We start from the raw sequence: 20,855 nt of genomic DNA on the forward strand, positions 1-20,855 counted from the left end.
TCATCCTTGATTGGAGGGAGCGGCAGCTGCGGCGACAGCTTTAAAGAGGTTCGGTAGGGTCAATTCGCGCAACTGCACGCGTAGCTGGTGTGTGGGCGTAAAGATGGTCTTGTCGCGCATTTCCTCATTGCCCTCCTTTCTGACCAACCCATAGTCATGCAGCCGAAGCAGGCAAACCCTCACGATCCCATCCACAGACTTCATTGACGCCCGCTCAGCACCAGGTATGAACACTGGAAGATCCAGAAGGAAGCTCCAGCCCGGGCGAAGCTGTTCCGCGGCGTAACTATCGCCTTCAGCGGATGAACGCAGGGAATTCGCGATGGCAAGAACCTTGTCTCTTATCTCGGCCAAGGTGCTCGGAAATGGGGCTCGCCCCTCGTCTTCTATGTGGTCTGTAGTGGGATAGAACACTGCAGCAATCGCGAGATGGATCAGTACCATGGCTACCTTGTCCTGCTCTGACATGGATCGCCGCAAGTCAGACGGGCGCAGTGAAAAGCGGCTGTTTCTGCCCGTAGGAGCAATCACCAACCCTCGCTCACTCACGTCGAGAATGACCAACTCCATGCCGGCAGCGACTCCGTTGACCACCTCCGCGAACAGGCGTTCACCGCGAAACCTTGCCACCAAATGCCGGTAGTCTGCGTCGTTTGCAGGATTGGCCGCGACCGCCATTGCCTTGTAGAGCAGCGTGGCTGCATCCTGGCTATCACTGCTGCTCATTACTGCTCTCCTGCTTGATGACATATTTCAGGTCGTCGCCTGATACCACGGAAGTTTCGAACTCACCGCTCACGTGGGCATGAAGATGGGGGTAGCGTGACTCGCTGTCGGCGTAGGCTCGATAGAGCTCGTAGGCAACAGCTTTACGCTCCACGAACGACAGGCCTTCACGCTCAGCGAGTTCGATCAGTTGCCCAAGGTGCCAGGTCTGCCCGGAATGCATCTTCACGTCGAGCCATGCAAGGGCCGTTGCAATAACCTCAGTCGAGAAGGGATTGGGGATCTGCACAAACTCTGCAATTTCCCCATCGACTTCCTCTTCGTCGCCCTCGTACACGTAAGCGTCCCGTCGCTCCAAAAGCGCATCCAATAAGGTCGACAAATCAAAAATCTTGGGGGGGACTGCAGGGTAGAAGCTGAGTAAAAGGTCTTCTGTGACGCTGGAGATTGCACTCAGAGGCTTTTCCATGAGCGCTGGCAGCAGCTGAAGGTCTATGTCGGGCAAGCCAGAGCGGCGCCGAGCCCTAAAGCCCAACGCCTGCCCCTGAAGAAAACGATCACCCGCCCCTCCAATGTCATTCAGCAGGTTCAAACGCTGCAGGTTGGCGCGTTGCAGTTGAAGGTTGAGCTTGGCCAGTGGGGCGATGGCGTTCGGGTTGTCCATGCCGCGAATTTTGGTGGCAAGCGACTCCATCATGTGATGATCGACCGATTGGCGCTCTGAGACGTGATGGCGTGCTTCACTCAACCGCGGGCTGATGTCTTTGCGCCAATTTACAGTGCCCGGTGAACGATTGGCCTGGCGAATCATCTCTCGGATCATTTGTCGGTGCTCAATTGACAGCAAACGTGCGCGATTCGCGAGCTCCAGTGCTTGCTCAAAACGTCCGTTTTCGATGAGGTGAACCAGCATCTTTTCGATGAGAACCTGATAATCCTCAATTTCAAGATCTAGCATCCCCATGAGCACTACATAGCCCTGCTCGGTCGGGGTGAAGCGCACGGTACCTTCATGATCCTGCTCCAAGCGAACCAGCTTGAAGGTGAACTCTTTGGTCTCACCGGAGGGCGCGTGAAAATACGATTCACGGTGTGCTGCGTATTTATTGGTGGCGTTACTCAACGTATCCAGCACGACTTCCGCCACACGCAATCTGGCGGGCTCGCTGAGCTCGGCGCGCATACTGCCGGCGGTGACCATCAAGTGATCACGTACCTCGGTGAGGGTGTACCCCTGATTAATTGCAGCACCTTCCATCATGTAGAAAAGCGAGGCAAGGCAGAGGTAATTGGTATCCAGCCCCTCCAACACCTTGGAATCATCGTCACCGCGGTGCATCGACTTATTGATGTCAAGGCGCAAAATCGGGCGCAAGAGCAGCAAGTTGCGTTGGTGGGCTGTCAGATCGACCAGGTCACCATTCCTCGTGTTAGGAGGCTCTGCCATGTTAGAAAGGTCGTTCATATTCAGCCCACGAATTCCTTGTCGAGCCGTTGGCACCGGCCAAGCCAGAACCGAATCATTATGAGGTGGTGTGACGGATACTAGCTTTATGCCTCTAAGCATCGCAACCAGAAAATAGAACGCAGACGATTTGATGACCAAAGACATTGCAGATCACTCGCAGGCGCAGCAGGAGCGCCTTGCCTACATCGAGCTGAACCTGTGGTTTCTAGGGGAAGTGCGACGGCAGATGCTGGTGAGGCGTTTCCAGATAAAGGCTGCGTCAGCGACCCGGGATCTGGCCCTGTATACCAGCTTGAATCCAGGCAACTTGAGCTACGACGTCAGAGCCAAGACCTTTTTCATAACCCCGAGCTTCAAGCCCATGTACAGCTTCAGCTCGCAACGGGTAATGACTTGGCTGTCTCAGGGGTTTGCGGACGGTTTTCCTGGTGTGTGGGCCGCAGGGGTGCCTGCTCTGCAGCCCGCACGCCTGGGTAATCCAAGCCTTGAAACGCTGGGCGTAGTGACGCGGGCCATCTTTCAACGGCAGCCCTTACTCATCCGCTACGAGTCTTTAAGCGGTGCAAGCGAGCGCGTAATTGTGCCGCATGTGCTGGTAGACAACGGGCTGCGATGGCATGTACGTGGCTTTGATCGCAAAACGCAAGAGTTCCGAGACTTTGTTGTCACCCGGATCATCGAGCCGCGGATTCTCGATAACGACGTGCCACTGGACTATGAAACGCGGGAATCCGATAACCAATGGAACCATCAGGTGACGCTGGAAATGGTGCATCATCCTGACCAACCTCGGCCTGAAGTAACTCACTTGGACTACGAGATGCAGGAGGGCGTGCTGAGGATGACTGTTCAAGCGCTGACTGCCGGCTACACCCTGCGCCAGTGGAGTGTTGACTGCTCACCTGATCACAGCCTCAGAGGCCCAGAGTACCGACTGTGGCTCAGGAATCATGAGGTGCTTGTAGGCGTGGATAACGCACTGCTTGCCCCTGGATTTTCAGAGTCAACTGCGGTCTAGTATCGCCCGCAGGTTGACATGCAGACCTGCTCTGAAAAGACGGTGGATGCTCCGTCGTCCTTCGACTCATGTGCGTCGGTCATGAGTTGCGGCGCGGTACCAAGTGGTAGGCGCCTCAACTCAAACTGGACAAAAGCATCGGGCGCTGGCTTGGCGCCCTGCCACTCATTCACTTGTTCACGACCACCTTGGTGGTCAAAGCTTACGCTCCCGGGCCATCAGTCCTGCTGCGATAACTACGGCTCGATTCATAACTCAGCACTGCAGAACCATTCATCATCCACCAAAGCCCTATACATGACCTTTCTCCAATGATTAGCGGGCAGGCTTTGGCTTTGCGCAACGGAACGCAGTTGCTCACGGAACACCTCAGGCGCCAGGTTTTTCATATGGCCTCTTCGCTGATCAACCAGGGTTCCCAAGTCTTCGGCAGCGCGCACTCGATAACGCCGTGCGATGTTGAAAAAATCGAAGTGATTCGAAGCTCGCTTTTTATTCACCTCCAGCCACTCATCAGGCGGGCACACTTTATACTGAATAGCGCAGGGCGTTTCGTGAGTGACCTCGGCTTTGATCCATGTGTCCTCGTGGAAGCACGCCTGATCGTAATAAGGGTGGATATGCTGTTGCGCAGGATCGGTGATGATCGGATTGCCCTTATCAGTATTGCAGTCCCTACAGGCAGGCACGAGATTGTAAGGCAGCACGGAAAGCTGCGGGTAGTTTGCCTTTGGCAGATAATGATCGAGTGTCTTAACATCCGTAGCCAGCCCACAAAGAGGGCAAACATCATGAGCAGATACTAGAATGGCGTTATAAAGGGAGCGTCCAGGCTCTCGTTTCACCATGTAGTATTCATACAGTTTGACAAGCTCGGACTTTTTTATGTCAGCGACGACAATTGGATCCTCCCCTCTCGCTGTTCGTAAAGGAGGAATCGTACAGGCTGAGCCTGCTTTTGCATGCTCAAGGTAAGCCAGCGCCGCGGTCTTGAAAAATTCTATTTCGCTCAGCATCCGATCTCTGTCAGATACTTCGTTAATTGCCGATACACATTGGCGGAAGGAGAAGTCAGGCTCGTAGTCCTGAATATTCATTCTCTTCATGGGGTCGCCTTCGAATGACTGTCGTTCGCCTTCGAGTCACGGTCTGCAATAAGAGCTCGCAGGATAGCTTGGGCCTCGAAGCCTAATCTCCCATCAAATTTCCGAAGAATTTTGTCAAACGTTTCGCCTTCGTCTACCGCAGCCTGAAGAATGGTGTGAAAACCGGACAGCTGAACTTCCAAGCCGAAGACTTCGCGCGTCAGTACGCCAACATTTTCTCCAAATGTCTCAATTTGCGGGCGTTTGGCGGCGGCAGAGAGCCCCTTTCGATTGACTTTCCAGGCACAGGAGGACGGAATCTCCTGAAGCACGACGGGCGAATGTGTGGCAATGATTGCCACGCCATTGCGATCGAGCATCAAATCGTTCAGGGCCCTGATGAAAGCGGACAGCAAAGGCGGATGAAGGTGGCTTTCGGGCTCGTCCAGCAGAACCAGTGTTTTCTCCTCTACCCGCTCAACCAACTTGGCAATGGTCAGGAGGACGATGGCATGCCCCGAGCTGAGCGTGGAAAATAGCAATTCGGCTGCATCAATGTACTTGGCACTCGACAGCTCCACCTGGGTCAGCATTTCCATCTGGGCAAAATTGTCATCCGACTGCAGGCTCTTTACGGCTTTTTCCCACATGCGCCTTTTATAATCATCTCTGAAGCACGCTTGCAGTGCCTTTACATATTCGCTTTTAAGCTCCGAAGATCCCTTCAGTTCGTAACCATGCTCAGTGGGGCGTTTCAAGCCCACGTAATAAAAGCATGTGCCCTTTGATGGGTCAGGTTGATCTGGCGGCGGACTGAATGGGTCAAAGGCACTAAAGGACACAGAGACGACGCTGCTGAAATACTCACGCGTGATGGGAATACGCTCCATATGCCACTGCCCAGTATGGTACAGCCTATCTTGAGTATTCCCCTGGCCGAGAGCGGCCTTTACGATCCCGTTGAGAATCGTTGTTTTACCAATGCCATTTCGCCCAATGAGTGCATGGACATTGCTGGAAGGTGCCGAGTCGGCTTCCACACTGAATTTCAGCTCAATGCCTGCCGTATCCTCCCCTCCTGATTTCTCATAAATGAAGTCATAGTTCGTACGTACCGCACCACCGCTCAAGACGCGCACGAACTGCTGCTTGATGCTCGGCAGACTCACGTCTCGTAGCAGTGATATAGAAAGAACTTCCTCATCGATCACGCTTTCAAGCAATTCAGGGTTTGCCGCGAGATCTCTCATGCCCGCTACGTACTCTTTTGCGAGCGGCTTAGGTACGCTGTTGGCAAGCTTGTTGTAGTACTCAACGTTATTGCCAAGAGAAAAGAACTCATCCGACAGTTCAGGAAAGTGACGCTGCAGCTTCGACATGGTACTGGTGTCTTTGGTCTGCCCGCGAAAACCTATCTTCACATTCCCTAAGTCATGCTCGACGCCGCTTTGGTCGTAGATGATGACGTAAAACATCGTCACGAAATCATAGTCGTTCCATCGGTCATATTTTAAATATGCGCAGTTTCTGGCGGTCGGGGGAAATCGATCATCTCGACCAACAACGTAAAAGTCCATTTAAGTCCTTATAAACATCAACATGAATTCGAATGCAGGATGCGTGGTCGCAGGCGCCATCAAGCGCGTCTGGAGATTGGACTGATTAACCAGCCCAGATCGATAGAGGCGTAATGCCATGCCATGCCTTGCAGTGCCGTGTAGATGGCTTTTTATAGCTGTGACTGACCCATTGCCATTTCCAAAGCGTCGGCCAGCTGGTCGAGAGCCTCTGTGAGACGCTGCTTCTCTCGCGCATCATCCATTTCGGGGTGAAATCCTCGCGCTTGCCTGAGCAGGGTTTCGAGGTCATTTGTATTCAGGTCAAGCTTCACCAACATGCCGTCCACTCCTGGTTACTGGGCAGCGCCAATGATCACTGTCTGTCGGCGCTGATGGGATTGTGAACCAGGCTACCGGAATTCATTGACCCACCCTAGCATTCAAAAAATGATGACCTTACGGGTGATTTCGGAGGCAACATGTGGGTCATTCAAAATCAGCCAGTAGCCTGTCCCGTTGCTCCCGATATCTCAATCACGACTGAATGAACGTGTGGGAACGAGTTATCGGAAGGCACCGTAACGCGGGATGGCCGGACGGTTACCCTGAAACAAGGTGGGCTCAAAAAGGGTTGCGCCCGAGCGATCTCATCATGCTCAGTGAGGTGGTGACGATTGGAGTCTTGCCATCGTCACTCAATCAGACCTATAAAACATTGCGTCTTGGTCGTGGCACTTATTTCTCAGTGACCAGAGCCCCGCTTAACTCAAGGCTTCATCCCACTGCCCCCTCGGGTCGCCTCCACTTGAGCTCGGTTGGCCTCTATGGCTTTCAACGCTGCCCGCCCCCCTCGCTTAGTAAGATCAATTCCGATGACCTGGATGTCCTCAACGCTGGGAAACCTCCAGGCAATGGTCAGCCAGTGCTCCTGCAGTGCCGTGACGAGGCCTTCAAACCTTACCGGCCCCTCGTTCGGGGTCTCCCAGGTAGCCTGGCCGCCATGATCGACAATCAAAAAGATGCCGCAGCTTGAGCTGACATCGCGCAGATAGTCTCTGCAGAGCTGATTCTCGAGCCGTTCGAAGTGTGCAGGCCCACTCCAGTTTTGCGACAGCTTCAGCTCCACGGGTACTGGCGCGTACACCTGGCTGTTCTCGAATCGGTAATCAGGGCGCTTGTCGTCAGCCAGCTGCTCTTCCTGCGGAATGACGTACCGCCCGGCCGCGCGATCTCTCAACCAGTTACCAATGAACTTCCGGACGGAGGTTTCCTGATTGGTCAGTAACAAAAGCTCCGCGTAGCTCGAGTCGCCATCTTCGAGATCATGCTTCAAATCCAGCAGCCGATCGATGGCCAAGTTCCAGAGTTCTCGATGGGTGGACGGCGTGCTTTCCAATGAGTTATGGAATTCGATGACCTTTGCGGGTTCCCAGGGTGGCGTCTGCGAATCAGCCGTAGCTTTCTGCTGCGCGTAATAAGCGCTCCATGGCCGCAGCCGTTCCGCGGGATGTGCGTGGGCGATTTCCTCCAAGGCAAGAAATGCTTCCTTCCCCGGCGTCTCGCGAATGAATGCCAGAAGTCCATCACGAGCGTCTTGGGCGTCGTCTCTCAGGCCTGGTGAGTAGACACCTCCCCCCGTCCGGTCAATGTCATCCTCGATCCGTACATGAGTATGGGTCAGCAGGTACAGAGTCTTGGCATGCTCTACCGTTTTGTAGTTCTGGCGGCAGCGGCTGTTAGTGTGGCTCCCCACGATGGCCGTCAAGCAAAGCATCGCGAACTTCGCCTTTTCTGCGTCTGATGGCAGCGAGTCGATTCGGGCAGCCAGCGCTAGGATAGCAATCCCAGGATTCGTGCCGATCCACACGGCGTACCAGCTCGGCGCCATTTCCAGGTCGACTTCTTCCACTGCTCGCTTGGAAGCAAGATCCGCCAAGGTTTCATCATCAACTGACGAGTTCTGTACGATGCCCAACACTCGCTGCAGCGCCTCGAGGGTTTTGATGGGGTGTCCTAGCCGGGCTAGGAGTGGGACAGCTAAGACCTCCCACATCCAGTCACCAGATGAGCGCACTTTGCGAATCGCCTCGTTGTTGTAAGAGTCCGAATACTCTGCGTCTAACTCATATTCGATCTCGCGCAACACAATTTCTTGGATCTGCAGTGGGTGAATCCTAGCCAGCTCCCCAAGCCAGTCTGGAAAGCCATTCAGCTCGCGCAGGGCGTAACGGATAGCGAGTTTTGCGTCCTCAGTGGACATCTGTGAGAACGTAGATAGCTGTTCTTCAGCCTCGATAGCCAGACCAATCAGTCCAAATATCACCTGATATGGCGTTGAATTCGGCGCAGCCCCTTCGGAGAGCAACTTCGGACGATATTCCCGCCAAAATCTGACGGCACCGTCTCGGAATGCCTGTGCCACCGACGTGCCGAATTCCGCGATGAGTGATTGCCAATGCCCGGTACTTCGAGTGTTCAATGACGAGGAGTTTTCACGCATCCGTTCCATCAGATACGCCTGATTACGGTTCATGACGCCTGGATTAGAGCTGTTAATCAACCCCACATTGGCCGCGAGCCCTTCTCTCCACGCCTGTCGATTTCCCTCTTCTTCAGCTTTGCGTTTGGCCGCTTCTTGCTTCCACCGAGCCTGTTGGGTTTCCCACTCCTCCACGGGCCGTTCAGGTGGATGCAGCAGCAGCTCAAGCTTCTCGCGGAGGTCGACGTGGGTCTCGGTCACCTGTTGGAGCTTGACCTTCCACGAGGGTGGGGTTCCATGTTGCGAGTAGATATTGAATGCCATGCTGAGCGCCATCAGGCGGTCGTCATTTTCAGTCAGGCTAACGATCTGATCACAGGCGACGTCGAAGTTTTCCCTATTCAGCGACCAAAATGGCTGGAAACCGAGTAATTGCCAAACATTAACTACAGGCTCGCGATGTACTTGTCCTTTCCGAGCCAAGGCAACGTCGTACCAGAAAAGCTGGTAGTCGAGTTGAGGCCACGTAGTCACGATTTCCCTGAGTGCTTCGCCAAGCTCACGAGCGGCCCGCTCTTCGTGGCTATGCATCTGGGCAAGGATACTCAGGATCGCGAGAACTGACTCGTCGAGCGCTGACGGATCGCGTGCCTGGAGCAAACGAAGCACGCCTACGCCGGCAATCTCGACAAGCCAGCTGTATCGCTGAGAAATAGTGCTGAAACCCTGGGTCTCAGTGGGTGGTTTGTTCAGCAGCGCACTGATTCCGCGAATGAAGTTGGGAAGACTTTCCAGCGGCGATTCTGCTGCCAATGATGAAAGCTTGGTCGCCAAGTCGTCCCTACCGCTAAAACGTTCCTTGTCCGCGGATCGCTCTAGCGCCTCCACCAGCCAGGGAAGCCACTGGTTGTCGAGCGGAAGTCCATCCACAAGCTCAGCTAACCAGTCCCGGTTCACCTTCGAGTCACCCGTCAACAGGCCTATGCGGATGTCTGCGAGATCTTGCGGCGTCCCAAGATCGATCACTGCTCGGATTGCAGCTATGCGGGTGTGTTTGTGCGGGGAATTGAGGGCAAATCGCTTCGTCTCTTCGAGCGCGCCAATCACCTCGCCCTGCCAGACCATTCTTAGAAGGAACCAGGCGATGTCATCGTAGGTACCGTATTGCGCCAGAAGTTCTTTGATGTCTTCAGTGAGATCGTGGTGCGCGAATCGCTGTACGGCCGAATAGTCAGTCATCGTCCAGCTGTGAGCCGGCTGCGCCAAGTGCTCGCACGCTTTGCGCAGCACTCTACGACGAGTGCTCAGAGGGAGTTGTCCTGGATCGCCTCCCTCAAAAAACACCTCTGGAGCAACTTCCTCTAGCCGAGCACATATGCGCTCATCTAACAGCGCCAACCACGGCAGCACTGGGCGCATGGATGGATTGATCACCTCCAGCCCGTATTGCGTCCGGAAGAATAGGTTCTCGATCTTAACTCGTGACGCCGCACCAAGAATGAGCGTGTGGAGCCATTCGGCTGTTAGATATTCGCGGACAGTTCGATGGTGAAAACGCACTGTCCCGTAGATACCAGGCTCAAAAATTGGCCGGCTCAGCAATGCTGCTGATTCTGTGTCGTTCCAATCCTTAAGGACGTCGCGAATCGGAATTCCAGATTTATTGGCGTCTCCATCCGGGACGCGAATTGCAGAAGTTTGCCCCAGTGTGGTGGCCGCTGCGATCAGGCGAACACCCTCCCTGAGTCTATCCGGGGCGATGGGCTTTTGTTCCGCCCTATCTTGGTCTCGTTCTTCGAAGCGGCGGTTAATGCTGCTCTGCATCAGTTCCAAGCGGGAGCCTATTCGGTTGTGCTCAAGCCAGAAGTCGACGAGTTCCAGGAAGTCCAGAGGGCGTGTGGTGAGCGACCATGCTTCTTTGCGATCCACTGCTGCACGAAATGCTTTGATGTCTTGAACGCCAGTGGCCGTTAGGAAGCGATCAACCTGCTCACCATGGATGTCATCCAACGTCACCAGGAGGAACGCCGTATCCGGTTGTGATTGGCTTGGTACCGTCTGAACAACATTTCCAGAGCCGTCATCCGTTGTGACAAATGTTTGCCGAGCTGCAGGTTCAAATGCAAAGGCCGTCTCGCAAAGCGCAAGATCTGTCCTTGCGCGCCATGCTGTACTTCGTCCGGTGATGAGTACGTGCATATGGGATGCAATGTTGCGGGTCAGGCGGGCAAGCTTTTTAACTGCCCGTTCAAAATCTTTTGGATCATTCAGCCGAGCCTCGTCGACAGAATCCATGAGCAGCCAGCCCTCAGAGCCTGAATCGATCCAGGCCTCGAACTCTTCATGCGTGCCCACCTCAAAGGCGTCTTCAACGTCCGCGGTTACGTTCTCGATGCGAAGAAAGAATGCGGATTTGCCCTGGCTGCGAAGCTCTAAAGCGACATTACGGATTTCAGCAGTTTTTCCTGAACCCGCCTCGGACAACAGAACCACTCGATTGTGACCCAGGAGGTCAAGCCAGGAGAGTTCCCCTTGCCCACCATGGAGGCCGCCTAGGTCAGTGTCATCGGTAGCATCAGAAGCGAGCAGGATTTTGGAGAATGTACGATCGAGCTGAATGAAGGCGTCCGAATGCCTGTTCATATGTAAGTCCTAAACAGTTCATGGGCAGGCCCGGCCGGGCCCGCAGAGGCTTCCACCATGCTACCTGAAATAGCGAGCCCTTCTAAGATGTCGCCCAGGTTGCGGATCATGGCGGGACGTGAATTGTTCGGATATTTGATCACTATCCTCCCAATAAACGCGTAAATCGACTCTGCAATCCTGGTGGTCTGGTCACACGAACCGATGATCCAGTGAGCTAAAAGCCCCTGCTTCAGGAATGCATCATGAACCGCAGAACCGCACCCTAGCTACCGATCTGGGCACCAACAAGAGCTACCTACAAGAGACATCTACACCAGGAACCTACCGGCGGCGATTGGGGGCAACACTGGGGGCAAGACCAAATATTTTTAGCCTGAAACCATCATGCTAGAGCCTAGTCAAAATGTTTTTCGGCGATCCGGATAGTCTCTAGGGGGGCGTCGGGCGAGGCTGTTTAGCTGATCACTTTGCCTTTTAGTGATGGCCTTGGGGCGGTTAAACCAGCGTCACCATTATCGGGATGGGATAGGTGAGCACCATGATGGTCCGCCCCCCTCCAGCCGGACCCTCAGTCGGCCAAGCAACCATCCGCCGATTGGAAGCGTCCTTGGTGAGACGTCTTATTGTTCATGGGTTAATGCCTGATTACGGATGGAATCGAGGCGTCTTGGCAAACCGGCTCAAAGGTGCAACGCGGGTTTGGACTGGCGAACGTCATGACCAGAAGGGACACGGACACGCAGGGCAATCAGCAACGCCGCCAGCAGCATCAGCACGGCTGCCGCTACGAATACGCCTGCGCTGCCTCCGAGGCTGAACATTGCACCGCCAGCGGCGGCGCCGGTGGCGATGGCTGACTGCACAGAGGCCACGACCATGCCTCCGGCGCTTTCCGCCTGATCAGGTACCGCGCTGGCGACCCAGTTCGACCACGCCACCGGCACACCACCAAAGGCCATGCCCCAGACCGCCAGCAGTACTGCCTGCCCCGGCACCGAGGCCGGCAACAGCACCAACGCCAGTGCTGCAACGCCGACCAGCGCGGGCATCAGCACCAGAGTGGCCAGCGGGTAGCGCTCCAGCAGCCTGCCGGCCAACAGCGTGCCGACGAAGTTCGCCACACCGAACCCCAGCAGCATCAGGGACAGCCCTTGCGCGCCGATGCCGGTAGTCCCTTCAAGAAATGGCCGAACATAGGTAAACATCGCGAAGTGCCCGCTGTGCACCAGCACACAACCGAACATCCCCATGGCGATACCCGGGCGCAGCAGCACCTCGAGTACGGTGCGCAAACGTGCCGGCCGGCGCGGCGCAAGACTCGGCAGAGTGAACGCCTGGAAAGCCAGGGTCACCACGCCTACCGCCGCCGCTGCAAAGAACGCGCTGCGCCAGCCATACAGACCGCCCAGATAACTGCCCAGTGGCACTGCCACTACCGTGCCGATGGCAATGCCGCTGAAAATGATCGACAGCGCCCGGGGCAACAAGGCACTCGGCACCAAGCGCATCGCTACCGCCGCCGCCATGCTCCAGAACCCGCCAAGGGCAATGCCCAGCAAGATGCGCATCAATAACAGCACCGCGAAGCTGGAGGAAACGGCGACCAACAGATTGGAGGCGACCATCAACATGGAAAAACCCAGCAACACCCAACGTCGGTCGATGCCCCGGGTCAGGCCTGGTACTAACAAGCCAGCGAACAGCGCCACTACGGCGGTCACCGTTACCGCCTGGCCAGCCAGCGCTTCGGACACTCCCAGTTCGGCAGCCATCAGCGTCAACAAACTGGCCGGAAGGTACTCAGCGGTCAGTAATCCGAACACGCCCATTGCCAACGAGAAGACGGCCATCCACGCGGGTGCCGCAGGTTCTACGTCCGCGCCAACGCCGCAATGGCGGTCGGACACGGTATTACATACACAGTCAGTCATTGCACGGATCTCCCAATCTTCATTGCGAACCGAAGTCTAGGCGCCGAAAACCGGATGATCTATGATCCAAAGTCTCTACTTCTTGATCGAAACACCTGAACAATGCCTGCAGATCAGTTTGTTCTTTCCTCGGACCTCATCAACGAACTGTTGCGCGGCATGCGCCTGCGTGGTGTTGAATACCGGCGCATCCAGACGGGTCCAACCTTCGGTTTGGGCTTTGCGGAAAAACCTGGGCACGCCTGGTTCCACTTCATGGCCGTCGGCAATGCGGTACTGCGAATGGAGGACGGCAGCACCTACGCGCTGTCTGCCGGCAACGCCGTGTTCATCTCCCATGGCGCGGCCCATCAACTGTTTTCCCATCAGGGCGCGCCTGTCCAGGACATCGATCGTCTAGACGGCGCGCCCTTGGGTGAGACCGTCAGCGCGGTGGATACCGGAACCGATGCCAGCGCCACTCCGAACACTATTCTGTTCAGTGGTTGTATGGAGTTTGAGCTGGGCAGTATTCATGGCCTTGGTCGGTTGATGCCGGGCCTGATGCTGATCGATGCCGGCGGCCAGCGTTACCCCGGGCTGGTGCCGATTCTGACCACCATGGAGCGCGAGGTAAGCGCCGCACGCGTCGGCTACGCCGGTATCCTCGCGCGTTTGGCCGACGTGGTGGCGGCCATGGTCGTTCGCGGCTGGGTGGAGTGCGCTTGCGGGAATGCTTCCGGCCTGGTCGCCGCACTGCGCGATCCCCGCTTGGCCGGTGCACTTCTTGCGCTCCATCAACAACCGGGCCGCGACTGGACTGTTGCGCAGTTGGCAGAGCACTGCAATACCTCACGCTCGGTCTTCGCGGACCGCTTCCAGACGACGATTGGCATGGCCCCGCTGCGCTATGTCACCGAACTGCGCATGCGGCTTGCAAGCCAGTGGCTGACCCTTGAAAGGCTGCCGATTGAAGAGGTGGCGCAGCGTTTGGGCTATACCTCCCAGGCCGCCTTCAGTCGTGCATTCAAGCGCATTACGGGCAAGACGCCTGGGTTGAGTCGCAAGGTGAGGCAAGCCGAACGCAGCTAGTCGATGATCCCTGCCACCGACTCATTTACCCCCCGTTACATCGAGGAATGTACCGGTAACGAATGATGCCTCCGCGCTCGCCAGCCATAGAATCGCGCGTGCCACTTCCTCAGGTTGTCCGCCCCGCCCCATGGGGATGGAGTCCTTGACACGATCGACCCGCCCCGGCTCACCGCCACTGGCGTGCATTTCGGTATAGATATGTCCGGGGCGAATACAGTTGACGCGTATGCCTTCCCGTGCGACCTCCTTCGCAAAGCCAATGGTGAACGTCTCCAGGGCTCCCTTTGACGCCGCATAGTCGACATATTCATTGGGGCTGCCAAGGCGCGCCGACGCCGATGAGACATTGATCACCACGCCGCCCGGGCCGTTGTGACGGTAAGACATGCGCTTCACCGCCTGTTGGGCACACAGAATTGGTCCAATGGCATTGACCGCAAAGATGCGCTGCATCCGCTCGAAACCGAGCTTTTCCAGGCGTGACTGAGGCGCCAGCATCCCGGCGTTATTGACCAGTACGTCGATGCGTCCGAACGTGCGGTCGATGGCCGCGAACAAATCGGCCACCTGTTGGGGATCCGCACTGTCGGCCCGCATCGCCAATGCCCTGCGCCCCAATGCTTCCACATCCGCAGCCACGGCCAGCGCTGCGGGCTCGTTGGCAACGTAGCTGATCGCCACGTCATAACCTCTTGCGGCGGCCAGCCGGGCCGTTGCTGCCCCTACTCCACGACTTCCACCCGTAATCAGAATCAGCGGTGCCTGCGAGACGTTGCGCATGAAACATTGCTCCTGAGCCGTTGGCTGTATCAGCCGATGATGAAAGTGCCGCTGGCGATCACTACGCACGCCAGTATCCGCCGAGCGGTGAGCGTCTCGCCGAGAAACACATAGCCGATCAACGCCGCAAACAGCACGCTGGTTTCGCGCAATGCCGATACCGCGCCCAGGGGCGCTTCGTTCATGGCGTAGATGACCATTCCATAGGCGAGCAAAGAGACCAGCCCGCCGACCAATGCGGTCACTGTTCCGGGCCGGACGCAGAACAAGCTGCGGGTATCGCGTAGGCCGATGTAGACCACCGGCATCAACACTCCCCACAGGGCGCACATCCAAACCGTGTAGGCAAGCGGCGCGCCGGAGAGCCTGGCGCCGATACCGTCGACTACGCTGTAGGCCGCGATAAAACCGCCCGTTCCCAGCGCATAAGGCAGGCTGGGAACAGACAGACTGCGCCCTCTGAAAGCCAGCGACATAATCCCGCCTGACACCAGCGCAATACCGAGTAACACGTCAGGCGTGATGCGTTCTCCGGCAAACACGGCGGCCCCCAAGGTGATCAGCACCGGCGACGATCCACGTGAAATCGGATAGGTCTGCCCCAGGTCGCCGACCCGGTAACTGCGCACCAGAAACAGGTTGTAGCCGACATGCAGCAACCCCGAAAGCATCGCGTAGCCCCAGCTCTCAATCGCGGGTGGATCCATGAACACTGCGGCGACGATACTGGTGATCGCGATGGCAATGCACATCACTGTCATCGACCACAACCGATCGGCGCCGCTACGCAGCAGCGCATTCCAGCTGGCATGCAGGAGCGCGGCGAAAAGCACGAGGAAGATGATATGAACAGGCATGCGCCACTTTAGGCAATGCGGCACCGGGACTAAAGCGAAGCCTCCTCATCCCAGCATGAACGAATGCTCATGACTCACTCATCCGGTCGTTGGACTTTCAGTGCCTCGCTGACCAACCATTGGCGAAAGCTGGCGATGTGCGGTTGTGATTCGATGCCCTTGGGGCAGACGAAGTAATACGCCAGCGGTGACGGGAATGGCACATCGAACAGCCGCACCAGACGGCCATCGCTGATTTCGTTCTCGACATGCCCGCTGCGCACCAATGCAACGCCCTGGCCGAGCAAGGCGGCCTCGACCGTCATGTTGGTATCGCCAAATCTGACGCTCTCCTTGAGCGGCAAATAGGCCAGCCCGACGGCTTGAAACCATACCTCCCATTTTGGTACCAGTTCGGCACCATCGCGCGTCAGCAGCGGGAAATGCAACAGTTCTGCGGGGCTTTGCGGAGTCCCGACGCGTCGCAGCAATTCGGGGCTGGCCACAGGAAATACCTGCTCCCCAAACAGGAACTCAGAATGCAGACCAGGGTAATCGCCCCTGCCGAGCCTGATCGCAACATCAGCCTGGCCGTGAGAGAAGTGGATTATCTTATCCGTGGTGTCCAGCGAGACCAGCAGCTCGGGGTGCTGACGAGCGAGACGCGGCAAGCGTGGCAGCAACCATTTGAGCGCGAAGGAATAGGTGGTGCTGACGCTGAGTCGAACCCTGTCTTTTTGCTCGCGCAAATCACCCAACGTCGCCTCCAGACTGATGAAAAACTCCCGCACGATGGGCGCCAGCGCAGCCCCCGCTGCTGTGAGACGTAACGCCTTGCCACGTTCAAACAACTGCACTCCCCAAAGGGCCTCAAGATGCTTGAGCTGGTGACTGACCGCGCTTTGAGTCACATGTAGCTCCTGTGCGGCCGACGTAAAGGTCAAGTGCCGGGTGGCAGCTTCAAAGGCGCGCAGGGTCGCGGTGGGCGGCAGGTCTCTCATAAGAGCAGTATCCAGCGAGTGATCAGAAAGGTGCATACATGAAGGCCAGCTCATGATAGAACCAAACTCACTCTAAACGTCACTTCGATTATCGAGGCAGATCCGATCAGCAATAAAACCATTGATCAACACCATGCTTCTGCTGAATGGCTGTTTATAGAGCCGGTGCAAGGGACGAAGTCCGCCTACGATCTGATTTTTGCTTCAATCAACGGTATCTTCGGCCAATGAACAGATTCCGCACGGTCATTTACCTTGGCGTTCTTCTCTGCACTGGCTGCGTAAAAACGGCCAGTATTCCACCCGCCGACCTCACGTTATCGTCGTTTGAGCTCGGCCCCGCCAACCTGTTCACAGCAAACTTCAACTCCACTGTGGATTTGCAGAACGCTTTCAATGATTACGAAAATTCCAACCAGCTCAGCCCTACCCTGATCTGCTCTCTGAATCGTGATATGGAGTTTTCGTCTGAGCATTCAATCGCGGTAAAAGCCGAAGGCCGAGTGAACGCGAGCAGTCAGGCCAGGCCCAATTACAAGTTTTCCTCCGATCTGATTTTTTACTACACCAATCCGGATGGAACGCAACGCGACTTGAATGACTACGACGCCATCAAACCGTTGCTGACATCGCAAGCTTCAATCCCGTGCAAAGTTCGCATAACTGCCTATGGGTATGAGGCCTATTACACGAACACGTTATTCATCCCGGCCAGGATCATGATTGAACAGATCTTCAGATAACCGCCCTTTGCTGAGCCTGGCGCAGGGAATTGGCGAAGCTCTGGTCGTCAGTTGATTGCACCGATAAAAAAGCCCGGGAACCGTCCCCGGGCTTTTTCATTTGTGCGCCTCTTTTGCGTTTTTGTGCGACACATCCCCTTTCAGGACTCCCGCAAGGCTCTGGCACGGTGTTAGGTTGTAAGTGTATGTGTCTCAACTTGAGACACGCCTGACTCACTGCCCTGCAAAGGAATGCCCTTCGTAATGAATGTCCCTTTCAAAAAACTGGCTGCCACCACTTTGATGCTGGCCGGTCTTGCCGTGTTCACTGCGCCCGCGCAAGCCAATATCACCCCGCAGCAGAGCGCTGAGATTCTCAAGACCTACAGCGCCGACAAAGCCACAGATTTCCGCCAGTTCATCGGTAATCTGGGCAAGAGCGATCTGGCGAAAACCGCCGACATCGGCCCGGCCATTGGTGCTTATCTCGATAACAAGACTTTGACGGCCGATCAGCAGAACGAAATTTATCGTCTGCTGGGTATCTACACGCGCGCGAAATACAGCGCTGAAGCCACCGAGACCCTGCGCGAACTGGTGGAGATCCCGACCTATCGCAAGGACGGCGTCGATCAGCATGACAACCCGGAATTCATCAAGATCGCCGCGAAGATCAAAAGTCTTGCCGAGTCATTCAATCTGAAATTCCGCAACATCGACAACCGCGTCTACGAGATTTCCCTCGACGGCAGTGGCGATGAAGTCGTCGGCATTCATGCGCACGCCGACGTGGTTCCGGTGACACCGGAAAACTGGGTGCTCAAGGATGGCACCCGCCTCGACCCGTTCAAGATCACCCTGATCGGCGATCGCATGTATGGTCGCGGCACCGAGGATGACAAGAACGGCATCGTGGTTACGCTGTATGCCATGAAAGTCATCAAGGAAGAAAAGCTGCCGCTGGTGCGCAACTTCAAGCTGCTGGTCGACACCACCGAAGAAACCACGGGCGACGCGATCCCTTACTACTTCGAACGCAATCCGACGCCGAACTACAACCTGGCGCTGGATGGTGGTTATCCGGTGGTGATTGCCGAGAAAGGCTACGGCACCGTCATGGCCAACTTTGCCAAGCGCAAAGGTGAAGGCAAAGGTGCGGAAATCATCTCGGTGACCGGTGGCCTGGCGACCAACCAGATTCCATCGGCGTCGGTCGCCACACTGGTCACCGACAAGCCTGCCGAACTGGCCGCCAGTCTGCAGAAGGCCGGCGACGAGTTTGCCAAGCGCAATGGCGGCGATTTCCAGGTGAGCGCCAAGGTCGACGGCAAAGACGTCAAACTGACGGTGACTGGCGTATCCGCGCACTCCTCCGAGCCAGAATCCGGGGTCAACCCGGTCGCGCGGATGCTGGTCTTTATCAATAGCCTTGATGGCAAAGTCGCGTTCAAGCACAACCACATCACCGATGCCGCGCGTTATGCTGCCGACAACTGGGGTCTGGATTACCTGGGCAACAAGCTAAGTGTCGGTTTCTCCGATGCCTTCATGGGGCCGCTGACAACGTCGCTGACCTACGTCGGCATGGATGACAAAGCCTTCAAACTCGCGGTCAACCTGCGCGTGCCGAAGGGCAAGTCGCCGGAGAAGCTCAAGGCTGAAATCGCTGAGAAACTGGCGGCGTGGAGCAAGAAAAGCCACGTCGCCGTTGCCTTCGATTACTCGATTGCCGAGCCGATGTACCGCAACCCTGAGGGTGAGTGGGTCAAGGCTCTGCTGGCGGTATCGACGGAAAACCTCGGGATGAAACACGAGTTCGGCACCTCCGCAGGCGCTACCTCGGTGCATGAACTGCCGAATGGCGTGCAGTTCGGTCTGGCCATGCCGAATGTGAAGTACACCGGCCACACCGATGGCGAGTTCAAGACCGTGGAGCAATTCCAGCTGGATCTGCAGATCGTCACGGAAATGATCGGCCGCATTGGTCAGTTGCCGAAGCTCTGATCACATTGTCGAACCCGCCGCCATGGCGGGTTCGGCATTTTTAATCCCCGCATAATCCTCGCCGCGCAGCCTCGGCCCTGACTTTTGCACGACCGGCAACAGAGAATTGCCATCAAGCCGATTGATAGCCACCTAACGAAAGGTGCATGCTAGAGGGCTCGTTCGGGTCTTATATCATTCCGAATGATAGTTACCTTTGCTTCATTCGATTCGTGCCATCACACCCCGCCGAGCATCATCCGCCCATCTTCAATACATTGGCGGATGCATCCATGGAACAGTCACTCAAACATTTGCGCTTCCCGTTGGCCATGTTGGCCGTACTGGTGATGAGCGCCTGCGGCAAGACTCCGGAGACTGCCGCCACTATGCCCGCTGCGAAAGTCAGCGTGGCCAAGGTGCTGGAACAACCGGTCAACGAGTGGGACGAATTCACCGGGCGCCTCGAAGCGCCAGAAACGGTTGAAATCCGTCCACGGGTCTCCGGCCAGATTGACGAGGTGGCTTTCACCGAAGGCGCACTGGTCAAGAAAGGCGACCTGCTGTTCCAGATTGATCCGCGTCCGTTCCAGGCTGAGGTGCGCCGCCTCGAAGCGCTCGTAGCCCAATCCCGCGCCAACGCCACTCGCAGTGAAAACGAGGCTGGTCGTGGTGAACGTCTGCGCGCCAGCAACGCCATTTCCGCCGAACTGGCCGACTCGCGCACCAGCGCCGCTCAAGAAGCCCGCGCCGCCGTCGGTGCCCTGCAAGCGCAACTGGATCTGGCCAAACTGAACCTCAGTTTCACCCGCGTTACCGCACCGATCAGTGGCCGCGTCAGCCGTGCCGAAATCACCGCCGGCAACCTGGTGACCGCCGACACCACGCCATTGACCAGTGTGGTTTCCACTGACCGCGTCTACGCCTACTTCGACGCCGATGAGCGGGTGTTCCTCAAATACACCCAACTCGCGCGCAACGGTCAGCGTGGCGCGACCACCCCGGTGTACATGGGCCTGTCCAATGAAGACGGCAACCCGCACCTCGGCCAGATGAACTTCGTCGACAACCAGGTCAACCCGAAAACCGGCACCATCCGTGGTCGCGCGGTGTTCGACAATCGCGACGGCACCTACACCCCGGGTCTGTACGCACGTCTGAAACTGGTCGGCAGCGGCACTTACAACGCCATGCTGATCAATGACGAAGCGGTCGGCACCGACCTCGGTAAAAAGTTCGTACTGGTGATGGATGCGGACAACAAAACCGCGTATCGCGCCGTTGAACTCGGTCCGAAAATCGAAGGCCTGCGCATCGTCCGTAATGGCCTGAACAAAGACGACACGATCATCGTCAAGGGTCTGCAACGGGTTCGTCCTGGCTCCCCGGTCACCCCTGAAGTGGTGCCGATGGCCAGCGAACAGACCATCGCGGCACTCGCTCAACAACGTCAAGCGCTGGAAGCCAGCAACCTGCCCAAAGTCGCCCCTGCCAAAGGTGCGTCCGGTTCGGTTGTGAAGCTGGCTGCTACGACCCCACGCGGTTAA

At 56.6% G+C, this 20,855-nt stretch carries 15 protein-coding genes; 5 read left to right on the forward strand and 10 right to left on the reverse strand.

Annotation, left to right across the window (positions count from 1 at the left end):
- Together F8N44_RS28935 and F8N44_RS28940 are read right to left on the reverse strand one after the other, a co-directional pair.
- Window positions 1–726 (reverse strand): hypothetical protein, encoded by a 726-nt coding sequence (locus F8N44_RS28935; protein ID WP_150652724.1) that lies wholly within the window; start codon window positions 724–726, stop codon window positions 1–3.
- Entirely contained in the window at window positions 713–2,191 is a 1,479-nt protein-coding gene (locus F8N44_RS28940) for a hypothetical protein (RefSeq protein WP_150652725.1), read from the reverse strand. Before F8N44_RS28940 ends, F8N44_RS28935 begins: the two co-directional genes overlap by 14 nt.
- A gap of 130 nt (window positions 2,192–2,321) precedes the next feature.
- Between F8N44_RS28940 and F8N44_RS28945 the strand changes: the two genes are divergently transcribed.
- Window positions 2,322–3,212, forward strand: coding sequence for a helix-turn-helix transcriptional regulator (locus tag F8N44_RS28945; protein ID WP_224794830.1), 891 nt, complete (start codon window positions 2,322–2,324; stop codon window positions 3,210–3,212).
- A gap of 248 nt (window positions 3,213–3,460) precedes the next feature.
- Here F8N44_RS28945 and F8N44_RS28950 read toward each other — a convergent pair whose 3' ends face one another.
- The 5 genes from F8N44_RS28950 to F8N44_RS28965 all read right to left on the reverse strand — a co-directional run bounded on the left by F8N44_RS28950 (window position 3,461) and on the right by F8N44_RS28965 (window position 12,912).
- Complete coding sequence (locus tag F8N44_RS28950; RefSeq protein ID WP_224794831.1) at window positions 3,461–4,318, reverse strand: HNH endonuclease; 858 nt, start codon at window positions 4,316–4,318, stop codon at window positions 3,461–3,463.
- The gene (locus F8N44_RS28955) at window positions 4,315–5,874 is read right to left on the reverse strand and encodes an AAA family ATPase (RefSeq protein ID WP_150652727.1); all 1,560 of its coding nucleotides are present in this window, start codon (window positions 5,872–5,874) and stop codon (window positions 4,315–4,317) included. The genes F8N44_RS28950 and F8N44_RS28955 overlap by 4 nt, the downstream gene beginning before the upstream one ends.
- A gap of 152 nt (window positions 5,875–6,026) precedes the next feature.
- Complete coding sequence (locus F8N44_RS31465) at window positions 6,027–6,194, reverse strand: hypothetical protein (protein WP_191630971.1); 168 nt, start codon at window positions 6,192–6,194, stop codon at window positions 6,027–6,029.
- A 428-nt stretch (window positions 6,195–6,622) separates the two neighbouring features.
- Window positions 6,623–10,978 (reverse strand): NACHT domain-containing protein, encoded by a 4,356-nt coding sequence (locus F8N44_RS28960; RefSeq protein ID WP_150652728.1) that lies wholly within the window; start codon window positions 10,976–10,978, stop codon window positions 6,623–6,625.
- A gap of 683 nt (window positions 10,979–11,661) precedes the next feature.
- Complete coding sequence (locus F8N44_RS28965) at window positions 11,662–12,912, reverse strand: MFS transporter (protein ID WP_150652729.1); 1,251 nt, start codon at window positions 12,910–12,912, stop codon at window positions 11,662–11,664.
- Window positions 12,913–13,014: 102 nt separating this feature from the next.
- Between F8N44_RS28965 and F8N44_RS28970 the strand changes: the two genes are divergently transcribed.
- Window positions 13,015–13,983 carry an AraC family transcriptional regulator gene (locus F8N44_RS28970; RefSeq protein ID WP_150652730.1) on the forward strand — a complete coding sequence of 323 codons (969 nt, stop codon included), beginning with the start codon at window positions 13,015–13,017 and terminating at the stop codon, window positions 13,981–13,983.
- A 21-nt stretch (window positions 13,984–14,004) separates the two neighbouring features.
- On the opposite strand, the gene F8N44_RS28975 is transcribed toward F8N44_RS28970, so the two are convergent.
- The 3 genes from F8N44_RS28975 to gcvA all read right to left on the reverse strand — a co-directional run bounded on the left by F8N44_RS28975 (window position 14,005) and on the right by gcvA (window position 16,603).
- Complete coding sequence (locus tag F8N44_RS28975) at window positions 14,005–14,766, reverse strand: SDR family oxidoreductase (RefSeq protein ID WP_150652731.1); 762 nt, start codon at window positions 14,764–14,766, stop codon at window positions 14,005–14,007.
- A 29-nt stretch (window positions 14,767–14,795) separates the two neighbouring features.
- The gene (locus F8N44_RS28980) at window positions 14,796–15,623 is read right to left on the reverse strand and encodes a DMT family transporter (RefSeq protein WP_150652732.1); all 828 of its coding nucleotides are present in this window, start codon (window positions 15,621–15,623) and stop codon (window positions 14,796–14,798) included.
- A gap of 74 nt (window positions 15,624–15,697) precedes the next feature.
- Complete coding sequence (gene gcvA, locus F8N44_RS28985; protein WP_150652733.1) at window positions 15,698–16,603, reverse strand: transcriptional regulator GcvA; 906 nt, start codon at window positions 16,601–16,603, stop codon at window positions 15,698–15,700.
- A gap of 227 nt (window positions 16,604–16,830) precedes the next feature.
- Here gcvA and F8N44_RS28995 point away from each other — a divergent pair, with 227 nt between their 5' ends.
- The 3 genes from F8N44_RS28995 (at window position 16,831) to mexE (ending at window position 20,855) form a co-directional block, all read left to right on the forward strand.
- Window positions 16,831–17,346, forward strand: coding sequence for a hypothetical protein (locus F8N44_RS28995; protein ID WP_150652734.1), 516 nt, complete (start codon window positions 16,831–16,833; stop codon window positions 17,344–17,346).
- Window positions 17,347–17,589: 243 nt separating this feature from the next.
- Window positions 17,590–19,329 carry a dipeptidase gene (locus F8N44_RS29000; RefSeq protein ID WP_150652735.1) on the forward strand — a complete coding sequence of 580 codons (1,740 nt, stop codon included), beginning with the start codon at window positions 17,590–17,592 and terminating at the stop codon, window positions 19,327–19,329.
- Between the two features lie 272 nt (window positions 19,330–19,601).
- Window positions 19,602–20,855, forward strand: a complete 1,254-nt coding sequence (mexE, locus tag F8N44_RS29005; protein ID WP_127927306.1) for a multidrug efflux RND transporter periplasmic adaptor subunit MexE — start codon at window positions 19,602–19,604, stop codon at window positions 20,853–20,855.

The sequence above is a fragment of the Pseudomonas fluorescens genome (assembly GCF_902497745.1).
GTDB lineage: Bacteria > Pseudomonadota > Gammaproteobacteria > Pseudomonadales > Pseudomonadaceae > Aquipseudomonas > Aquipseudomonas fluorescens_BM.